Raw genomic sequence first — 16,122 nt, forward strand, 5'->3', positions numbered from 1 at the left:
TTTTTTAGTTTTTGCAATATTAAAATACGCATTTTCTACTATAAACTCTGAAGTGATGAGTGATCTAAATATTTGTGAAGTACAACATAATAATATTATTGATTGCCTTTTTCTTAACCCATTATTTCTATGGACAGGGAGACAAGTATACTATTGCTGAAAACAATGTACATTCAACTTACGATTGTCTGTTTAAGTTAGATGATGAAATATCAAAAAAACCATCAGATGATCAACTATACCATAAAAGATCACTTATATATCTCTCGCTTAACGAATATGAAAAAGCACTCAATGATATAAACATGGCTATTAACCTCAATAGCAATTCAGATGATTATTATTATGCTAAAAGCATGATTTATTACTTCAAGGGTTATTACCAAAATGCATTAGAAAATATCACTATAGCATGTAATTTGGAAAAAAACGAGAAAAATCTTTATTTCATGTCACTTGTTTATGCTAAAATGGGAGATTACAGAAATGCCGTTCATACTATCAATGAACTTTTATACATAAACCCCAGATGTGATTATTGTTATTTGCAGAAAGCAATATGGGTAAATAAGTTAAATATGTATTATGAGGAAATATTGAATTACCAATATTATCTTGCTATTACCCATGATGAAATTAATAGAAGTATTATTTCTAAAAGAATAAAGACTTTGCGGAAAGATGAATATTTCAAAAAACTTTATAAAGCTGTGCGTTCTGAAATAAAAGAGAAAGGATATCCTTGGGATCAGTGAGAAGTTGTTGAATCTGATTGAGTGATAAATTCAGTTGCAGCTTTTTTGCTGTGGGTAAGATCTTGTTCTTCTTTTTTGATACTATCTTCAAAAAATTTAATTTCTTTTTGTTCTTTTTCCCTTTCATTGCAAGAAAAAAAGGAGATGCATACAAACAAAAGGAGGAGATATCTTATCCTATTCATTTTTTCTCAAAAATATAATTTTTTTTGCAATGCTTACTTACGATATTTGTTCCTAGCGTGTTTTTAATTTTAATTATATTTGTAAAAAATATTGGATATGAAAAATATTTTTATCTGGTTTTTTTCGTTTTTGCTTTTTGCTAATCAAATTTATTCCCAGTCAGTCATGAGGGATAAAGCCAAGAATGTTATTAATCGAACGGCATTTGTTATATATACTGCTCACAAAGCCACTGTAGCTCATAAGGTTTATACAGGAAATCTTCAGCGGGCACTTCTTCATCAGAAGATAGCTATAAAAATGTATACTGAAGAGAAGTACGGGAAAGCCATTGCACATAGCATCCGGGCAAGAGAATTAGCTATTAGACATATTTTAACCAATAATGAACAAATTCCTCAGGGCTACGAAATTTTGCCAGATGAGAGAGTTCCCATGGATGAAAATACCAATCGTGAGCTTGATGATGAAGCCAATACTTTCTTAAAGCAAAATCCCGTTCTTTCCGACAAAGAACTTTCAGAAAAACCTCTTTCTGAAAAGCTCGAAGTCCAATAAGACTTATTTATTTTTTATGATTTACTATGCACGTGAAGTGCAGGTAGGTGATATAGTCATTGGTGGTAATCGTTCGATTGTTGTTCAATCCATGACTAATACTTTTACTGATGATGCAATTTCCACAACGAGGCAAATTATTGATCTTGCTAAAGTTGGTTCTAAACTCGTTCGTCTCTCTATCAGAAATACCAAGGATGTTCAAGCTCTTCCTAAAATTCATGAACAGTTAAAACAAAAGGGTGTTAAAATACCTCTAGTAGCTGACATTCATTTTAATCATGAGCTTGCTATTCTTTCCGCTCCATATGTACAAAAAGTACGTGTAAATCCAGGGAATTTTTTCATTCTGAAATCGAAGGATGAATTATATTCAGAATCTGACTATAAAAATGAGTTAGAAGCTATTGGTGAAAGATTTGTTCGTTTGATTCAAGAATGCCGCAGACATGGAACTGCTATCCGGATCGGTGTAAATGGTGGGTCATTACCCAACAGGATACTTCAAAGATACGGACATACTCCTCAGGCCATGGTACAAGCTATGCTTGAGTTTGTTTCTATGGCTCATCAAGAAGATTTTCATCATGTGGTTGTTTCTATAAAGGACTCCAATGTTATAAAGACTATAGATGCCAATCGATTGTTGGTTCGTGAGTTCATAAAGGCAGGTTATGATTATCCCATTCATTTGGGTGTGACTGAAGCAGGAAGTGATCTAGAAGGTATTATAAGATCTGCTATAGGAATTGGCACCTTATTGGCTGAAGGGATTGGTAATACTATACGAGTATCTTTGACAGGTTCTCCGGTAAAAGAAATACCTGTGGCGTATGAAATTATTCGCAGCTCACAAAAAAATTATATCGATAGCAGTTTAAATCAGAAGTATCTCAATTTAAATTCATATCAGTCTTTGCCTGAGTTAAATTTGTGCAGCAATTACGAACAAGTCCCTCTTGTATCCTCATTAAAAGATATCCGAATGCTTTTAGTGAATAATCCATCACTCGAAGGAGTTCGAGTTAGTAATGATTTGAAAAATGAAGTTGATATTTCTATTGTTCTCGGTGAAGTATTGATGAAATTCCCACTTGCTTGCATAGTAGATGAAAGAGAGAATTTGACAGATTATTATCGTTTACTTTTTCAAGTCACTGGAAGAAATATTAATGGTGCTGAATTCATATCCTGTCCATCTTGCGGCCGTACGACTTTTGATATTGAAACTATGACAAAGCAAGTAAAAAACACTTTTTTTTCTTATAAAGGATTAACATTTGCTGTAATGGGTTGTGTGGTAAACGGACCTGGTGAAATTTCTCGAGCCGATTATGGAATATTAGGTTCTAAATCAGGCTATGTTCATTTATATGCTCATGGAAAGATAATCATAAAAAACGTACCCGAACGTGAAGCAGTTAAATTATTAAAAGAAATTGTTGATCGTGAAACAAAATATCATTCTTCTTCAACTGCTTCGTCGTAGTTAACAGTTTTAATGATATTACCTTTTTCATCGTAAAATTTCCACTCTTTAATTCGCTTATAGTTTCCTTCAGCAGCATTATACATTCGCAGTCCTTCTTCTTTCACTTGACCGTTTTTGTAAAACTTTTTAGAAAGGTATATTCTTTTTTTGTGATCAACAATTTCTAATATGCTTTGGGGAGATCCATTGGAATAATAAAAATTAAATTTTATGTAGTATTTTAGAGAATTATCATATTCTTCGATGTATTCAACATTTCCATTAGGATAATATTCTATGGATTTAAAAGGTTGATTTTTCTTAAATTCTATCTTTGAACGTAATGTGCCGTCTTTGTAGTAGGTAATAAGTTCAGTACGTGTTGGGGAGATGACAGTAAACTTTCTTTCTAATTGTCCGTTTTCATAGTAGTTTTCATACCCCATAGTAATTTTACCATTTTCATAGAATCCTTTATGTTTTAATTGACCATTTGAATAATAATCTTTTATCCATCCCTTACATGGTTTTTTATCACATAAACGAATAGAGTCATTTATTGTGTAAATGTTAAATTTTTCATATTCGAAAATAGGAGCTTCTACATGCCATTCGTATTCTTCTACGTTTTCAAACCAATCATCTACTTGAGCAGTGCTTATGAAGAAAATAGAAAACACTATAACAAAAGGAAAAAATTTCATATGTCTATAATTTTTCGCATTTCTTGAACAATTTTCATAGCATTATTTCTTGCTGATAGTGCAAAAGAACTTTCATTACTTGCAAATATAATGCTTCTTGAAATATTAATCAAGATATTAGCGTGTTCAGGATGAAAAGTTTTTTCTAATACTTTCTGAAGATCACCACCTTGTGCTCCAATACCAGGGATAAGGAGAAAATGATGTGGGGCAATTTTACGAATCTTTGCTAAGTATTCTATTTGCGTGGCACCAACGACCAACATGGTGTTATCTATATTGCCCCAACTAATTGCTTTTTCTGTTACTACTTCAAAAAGCAATTTTCCATTTTGTAGAGGTATTAATTGAAAATCTTCTGCACCAGAATTGGAAGTAAGTGCTAGTATGATTACCCATTTACCTGGATATGAAAAAAAAGGATCAATGGAATCTTTTCCAAGATATGGAGAAACCGTGACGGCATCAACATTTAAACCTAATTTATCAAAAAAAGCTTTGGCATATTGTTGAGAGGTATTGCCAATGTCAGCTCGCTTTGCATCGGCAATGATAAATACATCTGAAGAAAGAGAACGAATATATGAAACTGTTTTTTGCATAATATCCCATCCTTTACTGCCAAGTGCTTCGTAAAAAGCAGTATTAATTTTGTAAGCAACTGAAAGGTCTATGGTTGCATCAATGATCTGACGATTAAATTCGAGGACATCACCTTTGAGGGATAGTGGTAGTTTGGTTACATCAGCGTCAAGTCCTACGCAAAGGACGGATCTTTTATTAAAAATGTTTTTTATAAGAGTTTCTCTATTCATAGATTTCGAATGTTTTTAATTTTTCTGCATTTTCTGCAATTTGAAGAGCATCTATAAGTTCGTCAAGATTTCCATCCATGATGGATTGCAAATTATAAATCGTAAGTCCTATTCTATGATCTGTAACTCTGTTTTGAGGAAAATTATAAGTACGGATCTTTGCTGATCGGTCTCCGGTGGAAACCATAGTTTTTCTTTGCTTTGCTATGTTGTCAAGATATTTTTTGTATTCTAATTCAAAAACTCTGCTTCGAAGAATTTTGAGAGCTTTTTCAAAATTTCGAATTTGACTTCGTTCGTCCTGACAGCTCACAACGATGCCGGTAGGAATGTGAGTTAGTCTTACGGCTGAGTAGGTCGTATTGACAGATTGACCTCCGTGACCTGACGAGCAGAAAGTCTCTTTTTTTATTTCATTTTCCTTAATTTCAACATCGAATTCATCGGCTTCGGGAAAAACAACAACAGATGCTGCAGAAGTATGAATACGACCTTGAGCTTCTGTCTCAGGCACGCGTTGCACACGATGAACACCTGACTCAAACTTCAACGTGCCGTAGGCATGGTCTCCTATGATATTAAATATAATTTCTTTGAATCCTCCTTTAGTACCTTCAGTAAAGTCAACCACTTCATATTTCCATTTGTTCTTTTCTGCATACCTGGTATACATTCTAAAAAGGTCTCCTGCGAAAAGACTAGCTTCATCGCCCCCTGTACCAGCACGAATTTCAATGATGGCATTTTTCTTGTCTTGAGGGTCTGCTGGGAGAAGTAAGATTTTGATTTCGTTTTCCAGTATCTCTTTTTTACGACTGAGCTCATCTATTTCTGCTCGAGCAAGCATTCTGAGCTCCTCATCTTTTTCATTGATAAGAATGTCTTTGCTAGCAGCGAGATCTGATAAAATTTTTTTGTAGTTGAGGTAGGCATTTGCTATAGGTTCAAGTTCCTTATATTCTTTGTTAATGGAAATGAATTTTTTAATATCCTGAATTATGACGGGATCGTTTAATTTTTCCTGTAGTGCTAGATATTTTTTGTATAAGTCTTCTAATTTGTCAAGTAAATTCATAGATTTTTTTCTTTAAATATTTCACCTTTGCAAGTTTTCAGCAAAATGGCAGGTTTGTCAAATGGTTTACAATACCCAATAATTTGAGCATCAATGCCTACATCTTGTGAGATGGAAATAATGCGTTGAGCAGTTTGTTCTTGGCAGAAAATTTCGAGTCGATGTCCCATATTGAAGGTGGAATACATTTCTTCAAGTGTTGTTCCGCTTTCCATGATTAACTGGAAAACAGGTGGAATTGGAAAGAGATTGTCTTTGATGACCATAAGGGATGGGATGTATTTAAGTGTTTTGAATTGGCCTCCTCCTGTGCAATGCACCATGCCATGTATATCTTTTCTATGATAACGGAAAATAGTTTTGAAAAGTGGAAGATAGGTACGAGTAGGGGATAAGAGTAGTTTTCCTATGTTGAGCCCAGGGATTGGAGATGGATCAGTGAGAAAGTAATGACCATTGTATGCATAAGGAGTTATAGAAGGATCGTAAGATTCAGGAAACATTTCTCCAATGCTTTTGTTTAATAAATCATGTCTGGCCGAGGTAAGACCGTTACTGCCGATGCCGCTATTGTACTCATCTTCCCAGGCTGATTTTCCGAAAGATGAAAGTCCGACGATAACATCACCTACCTGGATGTTAGAATTTTGTATAATATTTGTTTTTTCAATAAAGCCAAGAGCATTAGCATCTACTACGATGGTACGAACCAAATCTCCAATATCTGCAGTTTCTCCACCAGTTAAAATAATCTCTATGCCGAACTTGGCCATTTTTTCTTTGAAACGAATGTTTCCTTCTATAATTTGTTCTATAACTTCGCTGGGGATAAGATTTTTATTGCGTCCAATGGTAGAACTAATAAAAAATCTATCTGCCATTCCAACACAGATCAAATCGTCGGTATTCATCACAATAGCATCTTGAGCTAAGCCTTGCCAAACTGAAATATCACCAGTTGTTTTCCAATAAACATAGGCTAGGGAAGATTTGGTGCCTGCTCCATCGGCATGCAGTGAAAGTAAAACATTGCTGGAGTATTCATAAAGTCTACAAAAGGTATGAGGAATTCCTATTTGAAGATTCTTAACAGCATTTTCAACCTCTTCCTTTTCAGAAGAAACACCTCTTGCTTTATATTTATTAAAAGTCATCTACGCAACATAATTTGTTGCGAATTTACGAAATTCTTACTCTTTAATAATCTGGATTTGAGGTGTAACGGGTTTATTTTTTTCGCCTTTTGGTACGTAATCTGTGCGAACAATTTGAAAAGTTGTACGGCGATTAAGTTGATGAGCTGCTTCTTGTTCATCTTTTGAGCTCAAACTGTTAATATAAGTTTCAGTCAGGACTGTACCTTTCTTAAAGGTAAAAGTTTTATTGTTGAAAGTAATGGTAATATCTTTTTCTAGTACACGTGGGACTCTTTTGCCATATCCCTTAGGTATGAGTCGATCTGATTCAATGCCTTGTGAAATAATAAAATCCACACAACTTTTGGCTCGTTTATAAGAAAGAGTATCATTGTAGGTATCAGAACCACGGGCATCTGTGTGAGATCCTAGTTCTACTACGATGTTAGGATTTTCTTTCATCAGTTGAACTAATCCTCTCAGACTATCTTCATATTGAGGCAATAGTTTCCAATCGTCAAAATCGTAGCGTATTTCAGGTAAAACAATAGGTTTCTTAGGAATAGGAACAAGATAAAAGTCTTGAACTAGATCTTTGCTTTGTTGTAGGCCAATGGTAGTAATCCGGCTCTTGTCGTTGAAATAATTGTCTTTGCTTACGAAAATATCATAAGTGGTATTTTCAAGAATTTGCTTATTATCGAAACTATACTTTCCTGCCTTATCGGTTTTTGTTTTGTAAATGGTACCGTTGGAACCTTCTATGGTAACTTCGGCTTCGGGAATGATTTGTTTAGTGCTATCGTCGTAAACAATACCAGATAAAGTAAAAAGAATGGGAGGCAATTTGAATTCCCATAGATCATCACTTCCTTTACCTCCTCGACGATTCGTGGTAAACCAGCCCATTTCCTTAGCTTTAGCTGCAGCTAAGTCGTTAGGATCATCGTTGAAAACGATGTGGAAGTCATCTCCAGATGAGTTGATAGGATATTTCATGTTGACTGGTTCAGTCCAAGTACCATTCACGTATTCACTCACAAAAATATCCAGCCCGCCCATTCCTAAGTGACCATTAGAAGAGAAATAGAGAAAAGTTCTTCCGTTAACTTCGCGAAGTGTCGGAAATACTTCGTCACCAGGTGTATTAATAATTGGACCCAGGTTAACAGGATTTTCAAAAGGTTTGTTTTTCTTTGAACGGGTCATCATCCAGAGGTCATAACCACCTTGACCATTGGGCATATCACTAGAAAAAATAATCATTGTTTCGTCATCGTTGATAGCTGGATGCCGCACACTAGCTGATGAATCGGTTGTGACTTGGAGAAGTTCTGGCTCACTCCATGCTTTTCCTTTTTTGGTTGAGATATAGATTTGGCATCCAAGGATTTTCTTCTTTTCCTTTTTACAACGAGTGAAATAAATGGTATTATATTTTGAGTTTAAGACACATGCTCCTTCGTTATCGGGTGTGTTGATGATGCCCTCCTCATCTATGGGGACTGGAGTTGACCAATTGCCTTTTTTGTCTTGGGTAGTAACAAAAAGATCAGTGAATGCTTGTCCTGTCCACGCATCTGTCCCCTTACCCATAACTTCTTCTCGTGAAGTTGTGAAAACAATTGATCGGTGTTTTTTATCATACCAAGCAGGGGCAAAATCGAGATATTTGGAATTAATTTTTTTATCAGGATTTACCTCATATTGAGTAGGATTATCCATCCATGCTTTAGCAAGCTTACAGGATTCAATACCTCGGTCAGCTCTTTTATCTTCTGGAAATTTTTGTTTCATTTCTTGAAAAGCAATTAATGCTTCTTCGTATTTTTCGATGCTTTTGAGAGCTTCACCATACAAAAAGAAAGCATTAGGTTCAGGGTAATTCGCTTTAACAACTCTTTTAAAGTATTGAGCTGCATTTTTCATGTCTCCCATCATATAGTAACTCACACCAATTTGGTATAGAATTCGATTTTTTTCAACCTTATCACTTACTTTCGTGTATGCTTTTTTATAAAGTTCTATGGCTTCGAAGTATTTTTTTAGTTGGAATTTTTCATCTGCCATTTGAGTAAACGAACGTTGTCCAGCTAAAAATAAACTCCATAATGCGATAATATACACTACAACAATTTTGGTATTCATGTGAAATAATTTTTTCATTTTTTCAAATAATTTTTGCTAAATTAAAAAAAAATGAAAGACATAAAAAAGCATTACTGCTGTTTTTTTCTTTTCGAGATATCGTAAGCTAGAGGTGTAGCAACAAAAATTGAAGAGTAGGTACCAATAAGAACTCCAATTAAAAGAGCAAATGTAAATCCGCGAATTGAATCACCACCAAAAATCAGAAGAGCTAATAGTACGACGATGGTACTTCCTGCTGTGTTTAATGTTCTCATGAGAGTTGAATTAATGGCTCCGTTAATGTTCTCTGTCATGTTACGTTTTGGAAAGAGTTTTAAAAACTCACGAATTCTGTCGAAAATGATAACCGTATCATTAATAGAATATCCAATTATAGTAAGAATTGCAGCGATAAAACTTTGATCTACTTCAAGTGTAAATGGAAGTATACCACTAAAGAGTGAATACATACCGGCTGTTATTAAAGAATCGTGTGCTAGTGCTATGACACCACCAAGACCAAATGTCCAGCGCTTGAATCGTATAGCAATGTAGATGAAAATTCCAATTAATGCTAAAATAAGAGCATAAATACCAGCCCTTTTGATATCAGCTGCTATGGTAGGTCCCACTTTTTCACTGCTTAGACGACCAATAACCTTGTCTGGATTATCTGAAACAAAGTCTTCAAATTTAATCGGAGTTTTATAAAAACCTTTAAGACCTTCATATAAGACTTTTTCGACCAAAGAATCAGCCTTCGTTGAATTATCGTTAATGAGGTACTTGGTAGTTATACGTACTTGGTTAGTGGAGCCAAAAGATTTAACTTCAACTCCCTCTTTTATGACTTTTAACAAAGATTGCCTAATTTCATTTACCTTAACAGGTTGATCAAAACGAACCACATAACTTCTCCCACCAGCGAAATCGACACCGGTTTCGAGTCCTTTGGTGAAAAGAGAAATTAAACTAAGAGTAATCAATCCGGCTGAGAAAACATATCCGAATTTTCTTAATTTGATAAAGTCAATTTTAGTGTTGGTTAAAATGTTTAATGTAAACGGAAAACCAAATGAGATTTTTTTATTGTAATCTAATAGGTATTCAAAGAAAAGACGAGAAATAAAAATAGATGTAAAGAGTGAAGTAAGAATCCCGATAATTAGAGTTACGGCAAAACCCTGAATAGGACCAGTTCCAAAATATGCAAGAATAATACCAGTTATAAGTGTTGTTACATTTCCGTCAATGATAGCGCTGTATGCATTTTTGTAACCATCTTCAATGGCAAGTCGAATACCTTTACCTATTCGTAATTCTTCTTTGATTCGTTCGTAAATAATAACATTAGCATCAACAGCCATACCCAAGGTCAGAATAATACCAGCAATGCCAGGTAATGTCAGAGTGGCACCTAGAGAAGTCAATACTCCAAAAATGAGAAAGACATTAAAAAACAGTGCAATATTAGCTGCAACACCAGCTTTATTATAAAAGAAAATCATGTAAATGAGGACGACAATAAAAGCTATGATAAATGATATGATACTCGAATGAATACTTTCTGCTCCAAGTGATGGCCCAACGATGGATTCTTGTATAATTCTTGCTGGGGCTGGTAGTTTTCCTGATTTAAGTACGTTTGCAAGATCTTGGGCTTCAGCTACCGTAAAATTGCCCGTAATTTGAGAACGACCTCCAGCAATTTCTGTTTGAACAACAGGATATGAATAAACTATGTTATCAAGTACAATAGCAATAGATTTACCAATGTTTTTGCCTGTCATGTCTTTCCAGATTCTGGCTCCTTCAGAGTTCATGAGCATACTTACTTCTACTTTACCAGTTTGATCGTAGTCTTGCCATGCATCAACGACTTTATCACCTTCAAGCTTAGGTCTGCCATCAGGAGTAGTGATTTTAATAGCTATGAGGCCATAAAATTCTTTATTTTCCTTTGTAGTTAAAGGTTTAGCTTCCCATAAAAATCTAGTATTGGGGAAGATGTGAGAAACCATTTTTAGGTAACGTATAACTTGTGATGTATCTTTTCCTTCGACATACCCCACGAGAGGTCCTTTACCAGGGTAATATTGCCCTTTTTCATCAGTGATAATGTTTAATCCTCCTTTGAAAAGACTTAAAAGGGGGTTTTCACTGATGGTTGATTTTAATGATGTATCAGTTTTAGGTGTTTGAACGGGAGTAAGAGCTTCTTCAAGAGTAGTTGGTTCTTTTGAAACCTGAGTAGTATCTGTTTGTGGTGTGGTGTCTTGTATATTAAGTTGTTTTTTTAGTATAGCTTTAATTTCTTTGTCTGCTTCTACGAATTTATCATATATTTTATCAGCGCCGAATTCCCAAGTTTCCCAAAATTCAAGTTTTGCTGTTCCTTGTAATATTTTTCTAACACGTGTAGGATCCTTTACGCCAGGTAACTCGATGAGGATACGATTTTGAGCACTAAGCTTTTGAATGTTAGGTTGAGCTACACCAAACTTGTCTATACGCTTTCGAAGGACAATGTAGGTGCGATCAATAGCACTTGCAACTTCATCTTTCAAAAAAGTAATTACTTCTTCATCAGTTGAGGTAGGCTTTATCTTACTGCTGTTTTCTATTGTTGCAAAATAAACAGCTAACGGCTTCTGAGGTTCAAGTTCTTTAATATTTCTAACAAAAATATCCACAAATGATTCGGAAGAATTGATTTTATCCCTTTGCGTTTTTTCAAGTGCTTGGTTAAATTTGGGATCTTTGTTATGTCCTGATAGTGCTTTAAGAATATCAATTTCGGATACTTCAAGTACGACGTTCATACCACCCTTAAGGTCGAGGCCCAAGCTAATTTCACGTTCTTTGCATTCACGGTAAGTAAATTTTCGTACGAGGAGATTATAAATGACCTCGCTCGACATTGAGTCTAAATATTTAGATTCTTTAGCTAAAGCAAGGGAATCGTAAATTAGCTGAAATTTTATAGGATCATTTTTGCTCAGCTCTTCTGCTTGTCTTTTTGTTTCTTCGCTGTGTGCATACCTAAATGCAGCTTTTTCAACTTTTCTAGTGCACCAGGTAAAAGACAAGGAGAATAAGCTAACAAGGATGAATAGGACCGTGAAAAAGATAATAGTTCCTTTTAATCGCATAGATAATTATTTTTCTGAAAATGATTTGCAAAAATAGAACAAGGAAACGAATTGAAAAAATTTAATTGTAAAATACGATTCATACTACTATAATTGAGAAAGTGTACGAAGTATCCTGGGAGTTATGGTTAATTCAAGCATGAGTTTACGATAATTAATAATAGCTTTCGTTGACATGAGGAAGTCGTTACCCATAATCCCATCAATGGGTTGCAATTCCATAGTTATAAGTTGGTTATTAATATGAGATAAATCGAGTGTAACAAAAACTATATTCTTCAATTCACAGTCTTCGATGGAGAAAGATTTAGCTTGAGCCAAAGATATTTCAAGAGGGGTAGTACCAATTCCTAGGACTTTTTCATCTTCTTTGATGGGCAGATATTCAAGATGAAAATACGTAAGTTTACTATTATCGATGACAGATCTTGATGCTCCGGTATCTAGCAAAAAAAAAGCATTTTGTTGATTGATTTTACAGTAAATACCTACGTGCAAGAACTTCTTTTCAACAACAATCTGATGTAATTTGGTAAATATTTTCATTAAAAGTTAGGTTTGAGAGCATATTTGACATAGAACCTTTCGATGATATCAACTGCTTCAGTTTCTTCATCTACTACATGGAATAAATGCAAATCTTTTTCGTGAATATTCTTTTCTTTGAGGACGGTGTTTTTTAGCCAGTCTATCATCCCTTTCCAGTAATCCTTACTAATAAGGACAATAGGAAAGTGAGCAATCTTTCCAGTTTGAATCAGGGTTAGTGATTCGAAAAGCTCATCACATGTACCAAATCCGCCAGGAAGTACTATAAAACCTTGACTGTATTTAGTAAACATGGTTTTTCTAACAAAAAAATATTTAAAAGTGATAAGTTTATCCGGATCTATGTAAGGATTTGGAGCTTGTTCGTGCGGAAGAGTGATGTTCAAACCAACGGATTTTCCACCAGCTTTTTTAGCCCCTTTGTTTGCAGCTTCCATAATACCTGGTCCACCACCGGTGATCACACCAAAACCACGCTTCACCAACAGATAGGCTATTTTGCTTGCCATCTTGTAATATTTGTGATTCTCAGGAGTACGTGCTGAACCAAAGATTGTAACACATGGTCCAATGGCTGCTAATTTTTCAAAACCTTCTACGAATTCAGACATAATTTTGAAAATCTGCCACGAGTCAAAACTCCTAATTTCCGTCCAATCGCGGGGTTCGAGGGCTTTTCGGATTTTTTCTTCTTCTGAAAAATTCAATTCATCTTCATAATTGTTCATAACAAAACGTTTTTGCTTTTTTTGATTTAAGATGTTCGGAAAGAAAAATACCAGTCAGTGATTCCGTCCTTTTGCATATTTCTTCTGGGGTCCCTTGAGCTATAAGATAGCCACCGTTTTCACCACCTTCTGGTCCAAGATCAATAATATAATCAGCGTATGCGATAACGTCCATTTGATGTTCGATCACAATAATTGTGTTACCCTTTTCAACAAGCGAATTTAATAACTTTAACAATACGCGAATATCCTCAAAATGTAACCCTGTTGTGGGCTCGTCTAAAACATAGAGAGCATTTCCATGATTTTTTCTGGCAAGTTCTGTAGCCAGTTTAACACGTTGAGCTTCACCTCCTGAAAGGGTTGTACTTGGTTGCCCTAGACGTAAATATCCAAGACCCACGTCGTTGAGGGTTTTTACAATGGGAAAAATATTAGGTTGATTTTCAAAAAAATGGGTAGCTTCTTCTATCGTCATATTGAGAATATCGTATATATTTTTACCTTTAAATCTAATAGACAATGTCATGTCATTGTATTTTTTGCCGTTGCATACAGGACATATTATATGTACATCAGGTAGGAAATTCATTTCAATAGTAAGTTCTCCAGCTCCTTTGCAGTGTTCACATCTTCCTCCTGGGATATTAAACGAAAAACGACCTGGTTTATAGCCATAAGCCATAGATGTTGGTAATTGTGCAAAGAGTTTTCTGATTTCATCGAATACACCAGTGTAGGTAGCAGGATTGCTACGAGGGGTTCTCCCAATGGGTGTTTGATCGATGGTAATAAGTTTTTTGAGTTTTTCTATTCCCTTAATCGACTTAAAAGGAAGAGGTTTCCGAGAGGAATGATTTAATTTTTGTTCGAGAGCTGGTACGAGTGTTTCCATGATTAAAGAACTTTTTCCACTTCCAGAAACACCAGTTACGCAAACAAACAAACCAAGTGGTATGGCAAGATCAATGTTTTTCAAGTTATGCCCATGTGCTTGTTCTATGATAAGCCAATCCTTACCAGGTTTGCGTCGTTTAGTTGGAATAGGAATGCACTTTTTACCAGATAAATACTGACATGTAAGTGTGTTGCATTCGAGCATTTCTTTCGGTGTACCAGATCCAACAATTTTTCCCCCTTTTATTCCTGCACCGGGACCCATGTCAATAATGTAATCAGCAGATCTCATCATTGTTTCATCATGTTCAACAACAATAATAGTATTGCCTAAGTCTCTTAGATTATGTAAGCTTTTGATGAGTTTGTGATTATCTGCAGCATGAAGGCCAATACTTGGTTCATCAAGGATGTATATCACGTTGGTGAGACCACTTCCTAATTGGGAAGCCAAACGTATACGTTGAGATTCACCACCTGAGAGCGTTGACGTAGGCCTATCGAGTGAAAGATATCCCAGCCCGATCTCAAGCAAAAGTTTAGTTCTTTTATGGACTTCATTGAGTATTTCTTGAGCAATAAGTTTTTGAGAATGACTTAGGTCCTGAGTCAGATTTTGAATCCAATTGAAAAATTTTTTTAAAGACCATGCACTTACTTCAGTAATCTCGTAACCTGAAATTTTAAAAATAAGATTTTCAGATTTCAGACGTTTTCCAAGGCACTCGGGGCATTGGATTTGCTGTATGTATTCGTTTGTCCACCGTTTTGCCCTTGCTTCTTCAGCTTTAAGAGATTCATCTTTTAAAATATTAATAATCCCCTCAAATTGAATAGGAATTGTATGATTGACTTGTGATGTGGGAGAAAAATAGTTTACCATCCCTTCAAAACCGTAAAGAAGACTGTTGATTGCTTCTTGGGGTAATTCGCCAATGGGATCGTCAAGTGATGCATTAAAGTAATATAAAATTTTGTCAATGATATAAAAAAGATAGTTGTTTTGATAATTTCCCAAAGGAGAAATTCCTCCTTTTTTTATGGATTTGCTAGGATCGGGAATTAATTTTTTTAAATCCACATCATATATGTAGCCAAGACCATTGCAGCGAGGGCATGCACCATACGGACTATTAAAAGAAAAATTGTTGGGTTCAGGGGCAGGACAGGAATAGCCAGTATCTTCACACATGTAATCTTTGCTAAAATATTTTAATTCTTGTTTTTCTTCGTGGAAAATGGCTATTGTTCCCTTTCCCAATTTTAAAGCTTGGGAGAGTGAATTTTTAAGTCTTTCCAAATTTTTTTCTTCCAAAGTGAATCGATCGATCACCAATTCGATATCATGAATTTTGTACCTATCAAGTTTTAATCTTGGATGGATTTCGACAATTTCTCCGTCTACTCTACATAATTCATAGCCTTTTTCGAAAAAACTTTTGAATAGTTCGGCATAATGACCTTTTCGACTTCGAACGAGCGGTACGAGAAGAAGAATTTTCTGTTGTTTGTAGATTTTAAAAAGTTTTTCAAGTAGTTCTTCTTGCGAGTATTTTATCATTGGTTTACCTGTATAGGGAGAATAAGCTGTGGCAATACGTGCATAAAGAAGACGAAGAAAGTCGTATATTTCAGTAATGGTTCCCACGGTAGAACGCGGATTATTGATGACATTTTTCTGTTCGATGGCAATGACTGGAGAAAGTCCTTGAATAGTATCTACATCTGGCTTGTACATGTCGCCAATGAATTGTCTTGTGTAGAGCCCAAAAGTTTCGAAATAGCGTCTTTGTCCTTCTTGGTAAAGCGTGTTGAAGGCAAGAGAAGATTTGCCACTTCCACTAATACCTGTAATGACAGTTAAAGCATAACGTGGAATACGAACATAAATATTCTTTAAATTATTTTCCCGAGCTCCTTCGACGATGATCCAGTCATCAAATTGCATAGCGTCAAGTAGGTTTCT

General features: G+C 35.1%; 13 protein-coding genes. 3 read left to right on the top strand and 10 right to left on the bottom strand.

Going from position 1 to position 16,122, the window contains the following annotated elements:
* Positions 1-74 precede the first annotated feature (74 nt).
* Positions 75-755 (top strand): hypothetical protein, encoded by a 681-nt coding sequence (locus N2Z72_02220; GenBank protein ID MCX7696492.1) that lies wholly within the window; start codon positions 75-77, stop codon positions 753-755.
* Here N2Z72_02220 and N2Z72_02225 read toward each other — a convergent pair.
* Entirely contained in the window at positions 749-940 is a 192-nt protein-coding gene (locus N2Z72_02225) for a hypothetical protein (protein ID MCX7696493.1), read from the bottom strand. The genes N2Z72_02220 and N2Z72_02225 overlap by 7 nt on opposite strands.
* A 97-nt stretch (positions 941-1,037) precedes the next feature.
* Between N2Z72_02225 and N2Z72_02230 the strand changes: the two genes are divergently transcribed.
* Positions 1,038-1,499, top strand: coding sequence for a hypothetical protein (locus tag N2Z72_02230; protein ID MCX7696494.1), 462 nt, complete (start codon positions 1,038-1,040; stop codon positions 1,497-1,499).
* Positions 1,500-1,515: 16 nt separating this feature from the next.
* Positions 1,516-2,988, top strand: a complete 1,473-nt coding sequence (gene ispG, locus N2Z72_02235; protein MCX7696495.1) for a (E)-4-hydroxy-3-methylbut-2-enyl-diphosphate synthase — start codon at positions 1,516-1,518, stop codon at positions 2,986-2,988.
* Here the strand turns inward: ispG and N2Z72_02240 are convergent.
* The 9 genes from N2Z72_02240 to uvrA form a co-directional block, all read right to left on the bottom strand.
* Entirely contained in the window at positions 2,961-3,674 is a 714-nt protein-coding gene (locus tag N2Z72_02240; protein ID MCX7696496.1) for a hypothetical protein, read from the bottom strand. The genes ispG and N2Z72_02240 overlap by 28 nt on opposite strands.
* Positions 3,671-4,489, bottom strand: a complete 819-nt coding sequence (gene pyrF, locus N2Z72_02245; GenBank protein ID MCX7696497.1) for an orotidine-5'-phosphate decarboxylase — start codon at positions 4,487-4,489, stop codon at positions 3,671-3,673. Before pyrF ends, N2Z72_02240 begins: the two co-directional genes overlap by 4 nt.
* Positions 4,482-5,564, bottom strand: a complete 1,083-nt coding sequence (gene prfA, locus N2Z72_02250) for a peptide chain release factor 1 (protein ID MCX7696498.1) — start codon at positions 5,562-5,564, stop codon at positions 4,482-4,484. The genes pyrF and prfA overlap by 8 nt, the downstream gene beginning before the upstream one ends.
* The gene (locus tag N2Z72_02255; protein MCX7696499.1) at positions 5,561-6,718 is read right to left on the bottom strand and encodes an AIR synthase-related protein; all 1,158 of its coding nucleotides are present in this window, start codon (positions 6,716-6,718) and stop codon (positions 5,561-5,563) included. Before N2Z72_02255 ends, prfA begins: the two co-directional genes overlap by 4 nt.
* A gap of 36 nt (positions 6,719-6,754) precedes the next feature.
* Complete coding sequence (locus N2Z72_02260; protein ID MCX7696500.1) at positions 6,755-8,866, bottom strand: OmpA family protein; 2,112 nt, start codon at positions 8,864-8,866, stop codon at positions 6,755-6,757.
* A 53-nt stretch (positions 8,867-8,919) separates the two neighbouring features.
* The gene (secDF, locus tag N2Z72_02265) at positions 8,920-11,982 is read right to left on the bottom strand and encodes a protein translocase subunit SecDF (protein MCX7696501.1); all 3,063 of its coding nucleotides are present in this window, start codon (positions 11,980-11,982) and stop codon (positions 8,920-8,922) included.
* An 87-nt stretch (positions 11,983-12,069) separates the two neighbouring features.
* Positions 12,070-12,528 (bottom strand): retropepsin-like domain-containing protein, encoded by a 459-nt coding sequence (locus N2Z72_02270; GenBank protein ID MCX7696502.1) that lies wholly within the window; start codon positions 12,526-12,528, stop codon positions 12,070-12,072.
* Positions 12,528-13,259: a TIGR00730 family Rossman fold protein gene (locus N2Z72_02275; GenBank protein ID MCX7696503.1), complete on the bottom strand. Its 732-nt coding sequence runs from the start codon at positions 13,257-13,259 to the stop codon at positions 12,528-12,530. Before N2Z72_02275 ends, N2Z72_02270 begins: the two co-directional genes overlap by 1 nt.
* Positions 13,246-16,104, bottom strand: a complete 2,859-nt coding sequence (gene uvrA / locus N2Z72_02280) for an excinuclease ABC subunit UvrA (GenBank protein ID MCX7696504.1) — start codon at positions 16,102-16,104, stop codon at positions 13,246-13,248. The genes N2Z72_02275 and uvrA overlap by 14 nt, the downstream gene beginning before the upstream one ends.
* Positions 16,105-16,122 lie beyond the last annotated feature (18 nt).

Source organism: Bacteroidales bacterium (assembly GCA_026418905.1).
Taxonomy (GTDB): Bacteria; Bacteroidota; Bacteroidia; order Bacteroidales; family DTU049; genus JAOAAK01.

Excerpts from the sequence above, each read along its gene's own strand:
- N2Z72_02270 (MCX7696502.1), bottom strand. The coding sequence starts at position 12,528 with ATGAAAATATTTACCAAATTACATCAGATTGTTGTTGAAAAGAAGTTC.
- prfA (MCX7696498.1), bottom strand. The coding sequence starts at position 5,564 with ATGAATTTACTTGACAAATTAGAAGACTTATACAAAAAATATCTAGCA.
- N2Z72_02275 (MCX7696503.1), bottom strand. The coding sequence starts at position 13,259 with ATGAACAATTATGAAGATGAATTGAATTTTTCAGAAGAAGAAAAAATC.
- N2Z72_02225 (MCX7696493.1), bottom strand. The coding sequence starts at position 940 with ATGAATAGGATAAGATATCTCCTCCTTTTGTTTGTATGCATCTCCTTT.
- N2Z72_02240 (MCX7696496.1), bottom strand. The coding sequence starts at position 3,674 with ATGAAATTTTTTCCTTTTGTTATAGTGTTTTCTATTTTCTTCATAAGC.
- pyrF (MCX7696497.1), bottom strand. The coding sequence starts at position 4,489 with ATGAATAGAGAAACTCTTATAAAAAACATTTTTAATAAAAGATCCGTC.
- secDF (MCX7696501.1), bottom strand. The coding sequence starts at position 11,982 with ATGCGATTAAAAGGAACTATTATCTTTTTCACGGTCCTATTCATCCTT.
- uvrA (MCX7696504.1), bottom strand. The coding sequence starts at position 16,104 with ATGCAATTTGATGACTGGATCATCGTCGAAGGAGCTCGGGAAAATAAT.
- ispG (MCX7696495.1), top strand. The coding sequence starts at position 1,516 with ATGATTTACTATGCACGTGAAGTGCAGGTAGGTGATATAGTCATTGGT.
- N2Z72_02230 (MCX7696494.1), top strand. The coding sequence starts at position 1,038 with ATGAAAAATATTTTTATCTGGTTTTTTTCGTTTTTGCTTTTTGCTAAT.
- N2Z72_02260 (MCX7696500.1), bottom strand. The coding sequence starts at position 8,866 with ATGAAAAAATTATTTCACATGAATACCAAAATTGTTGTAGTGTATATT.
- N2Z72_02255 (MCX7696499.1), bottom strand. The coding sequence starts at position 6,718 with ATGACTTTTAATAAATATAAAGCAAGAGGTGTTTCTTCTGAAAAGGAA.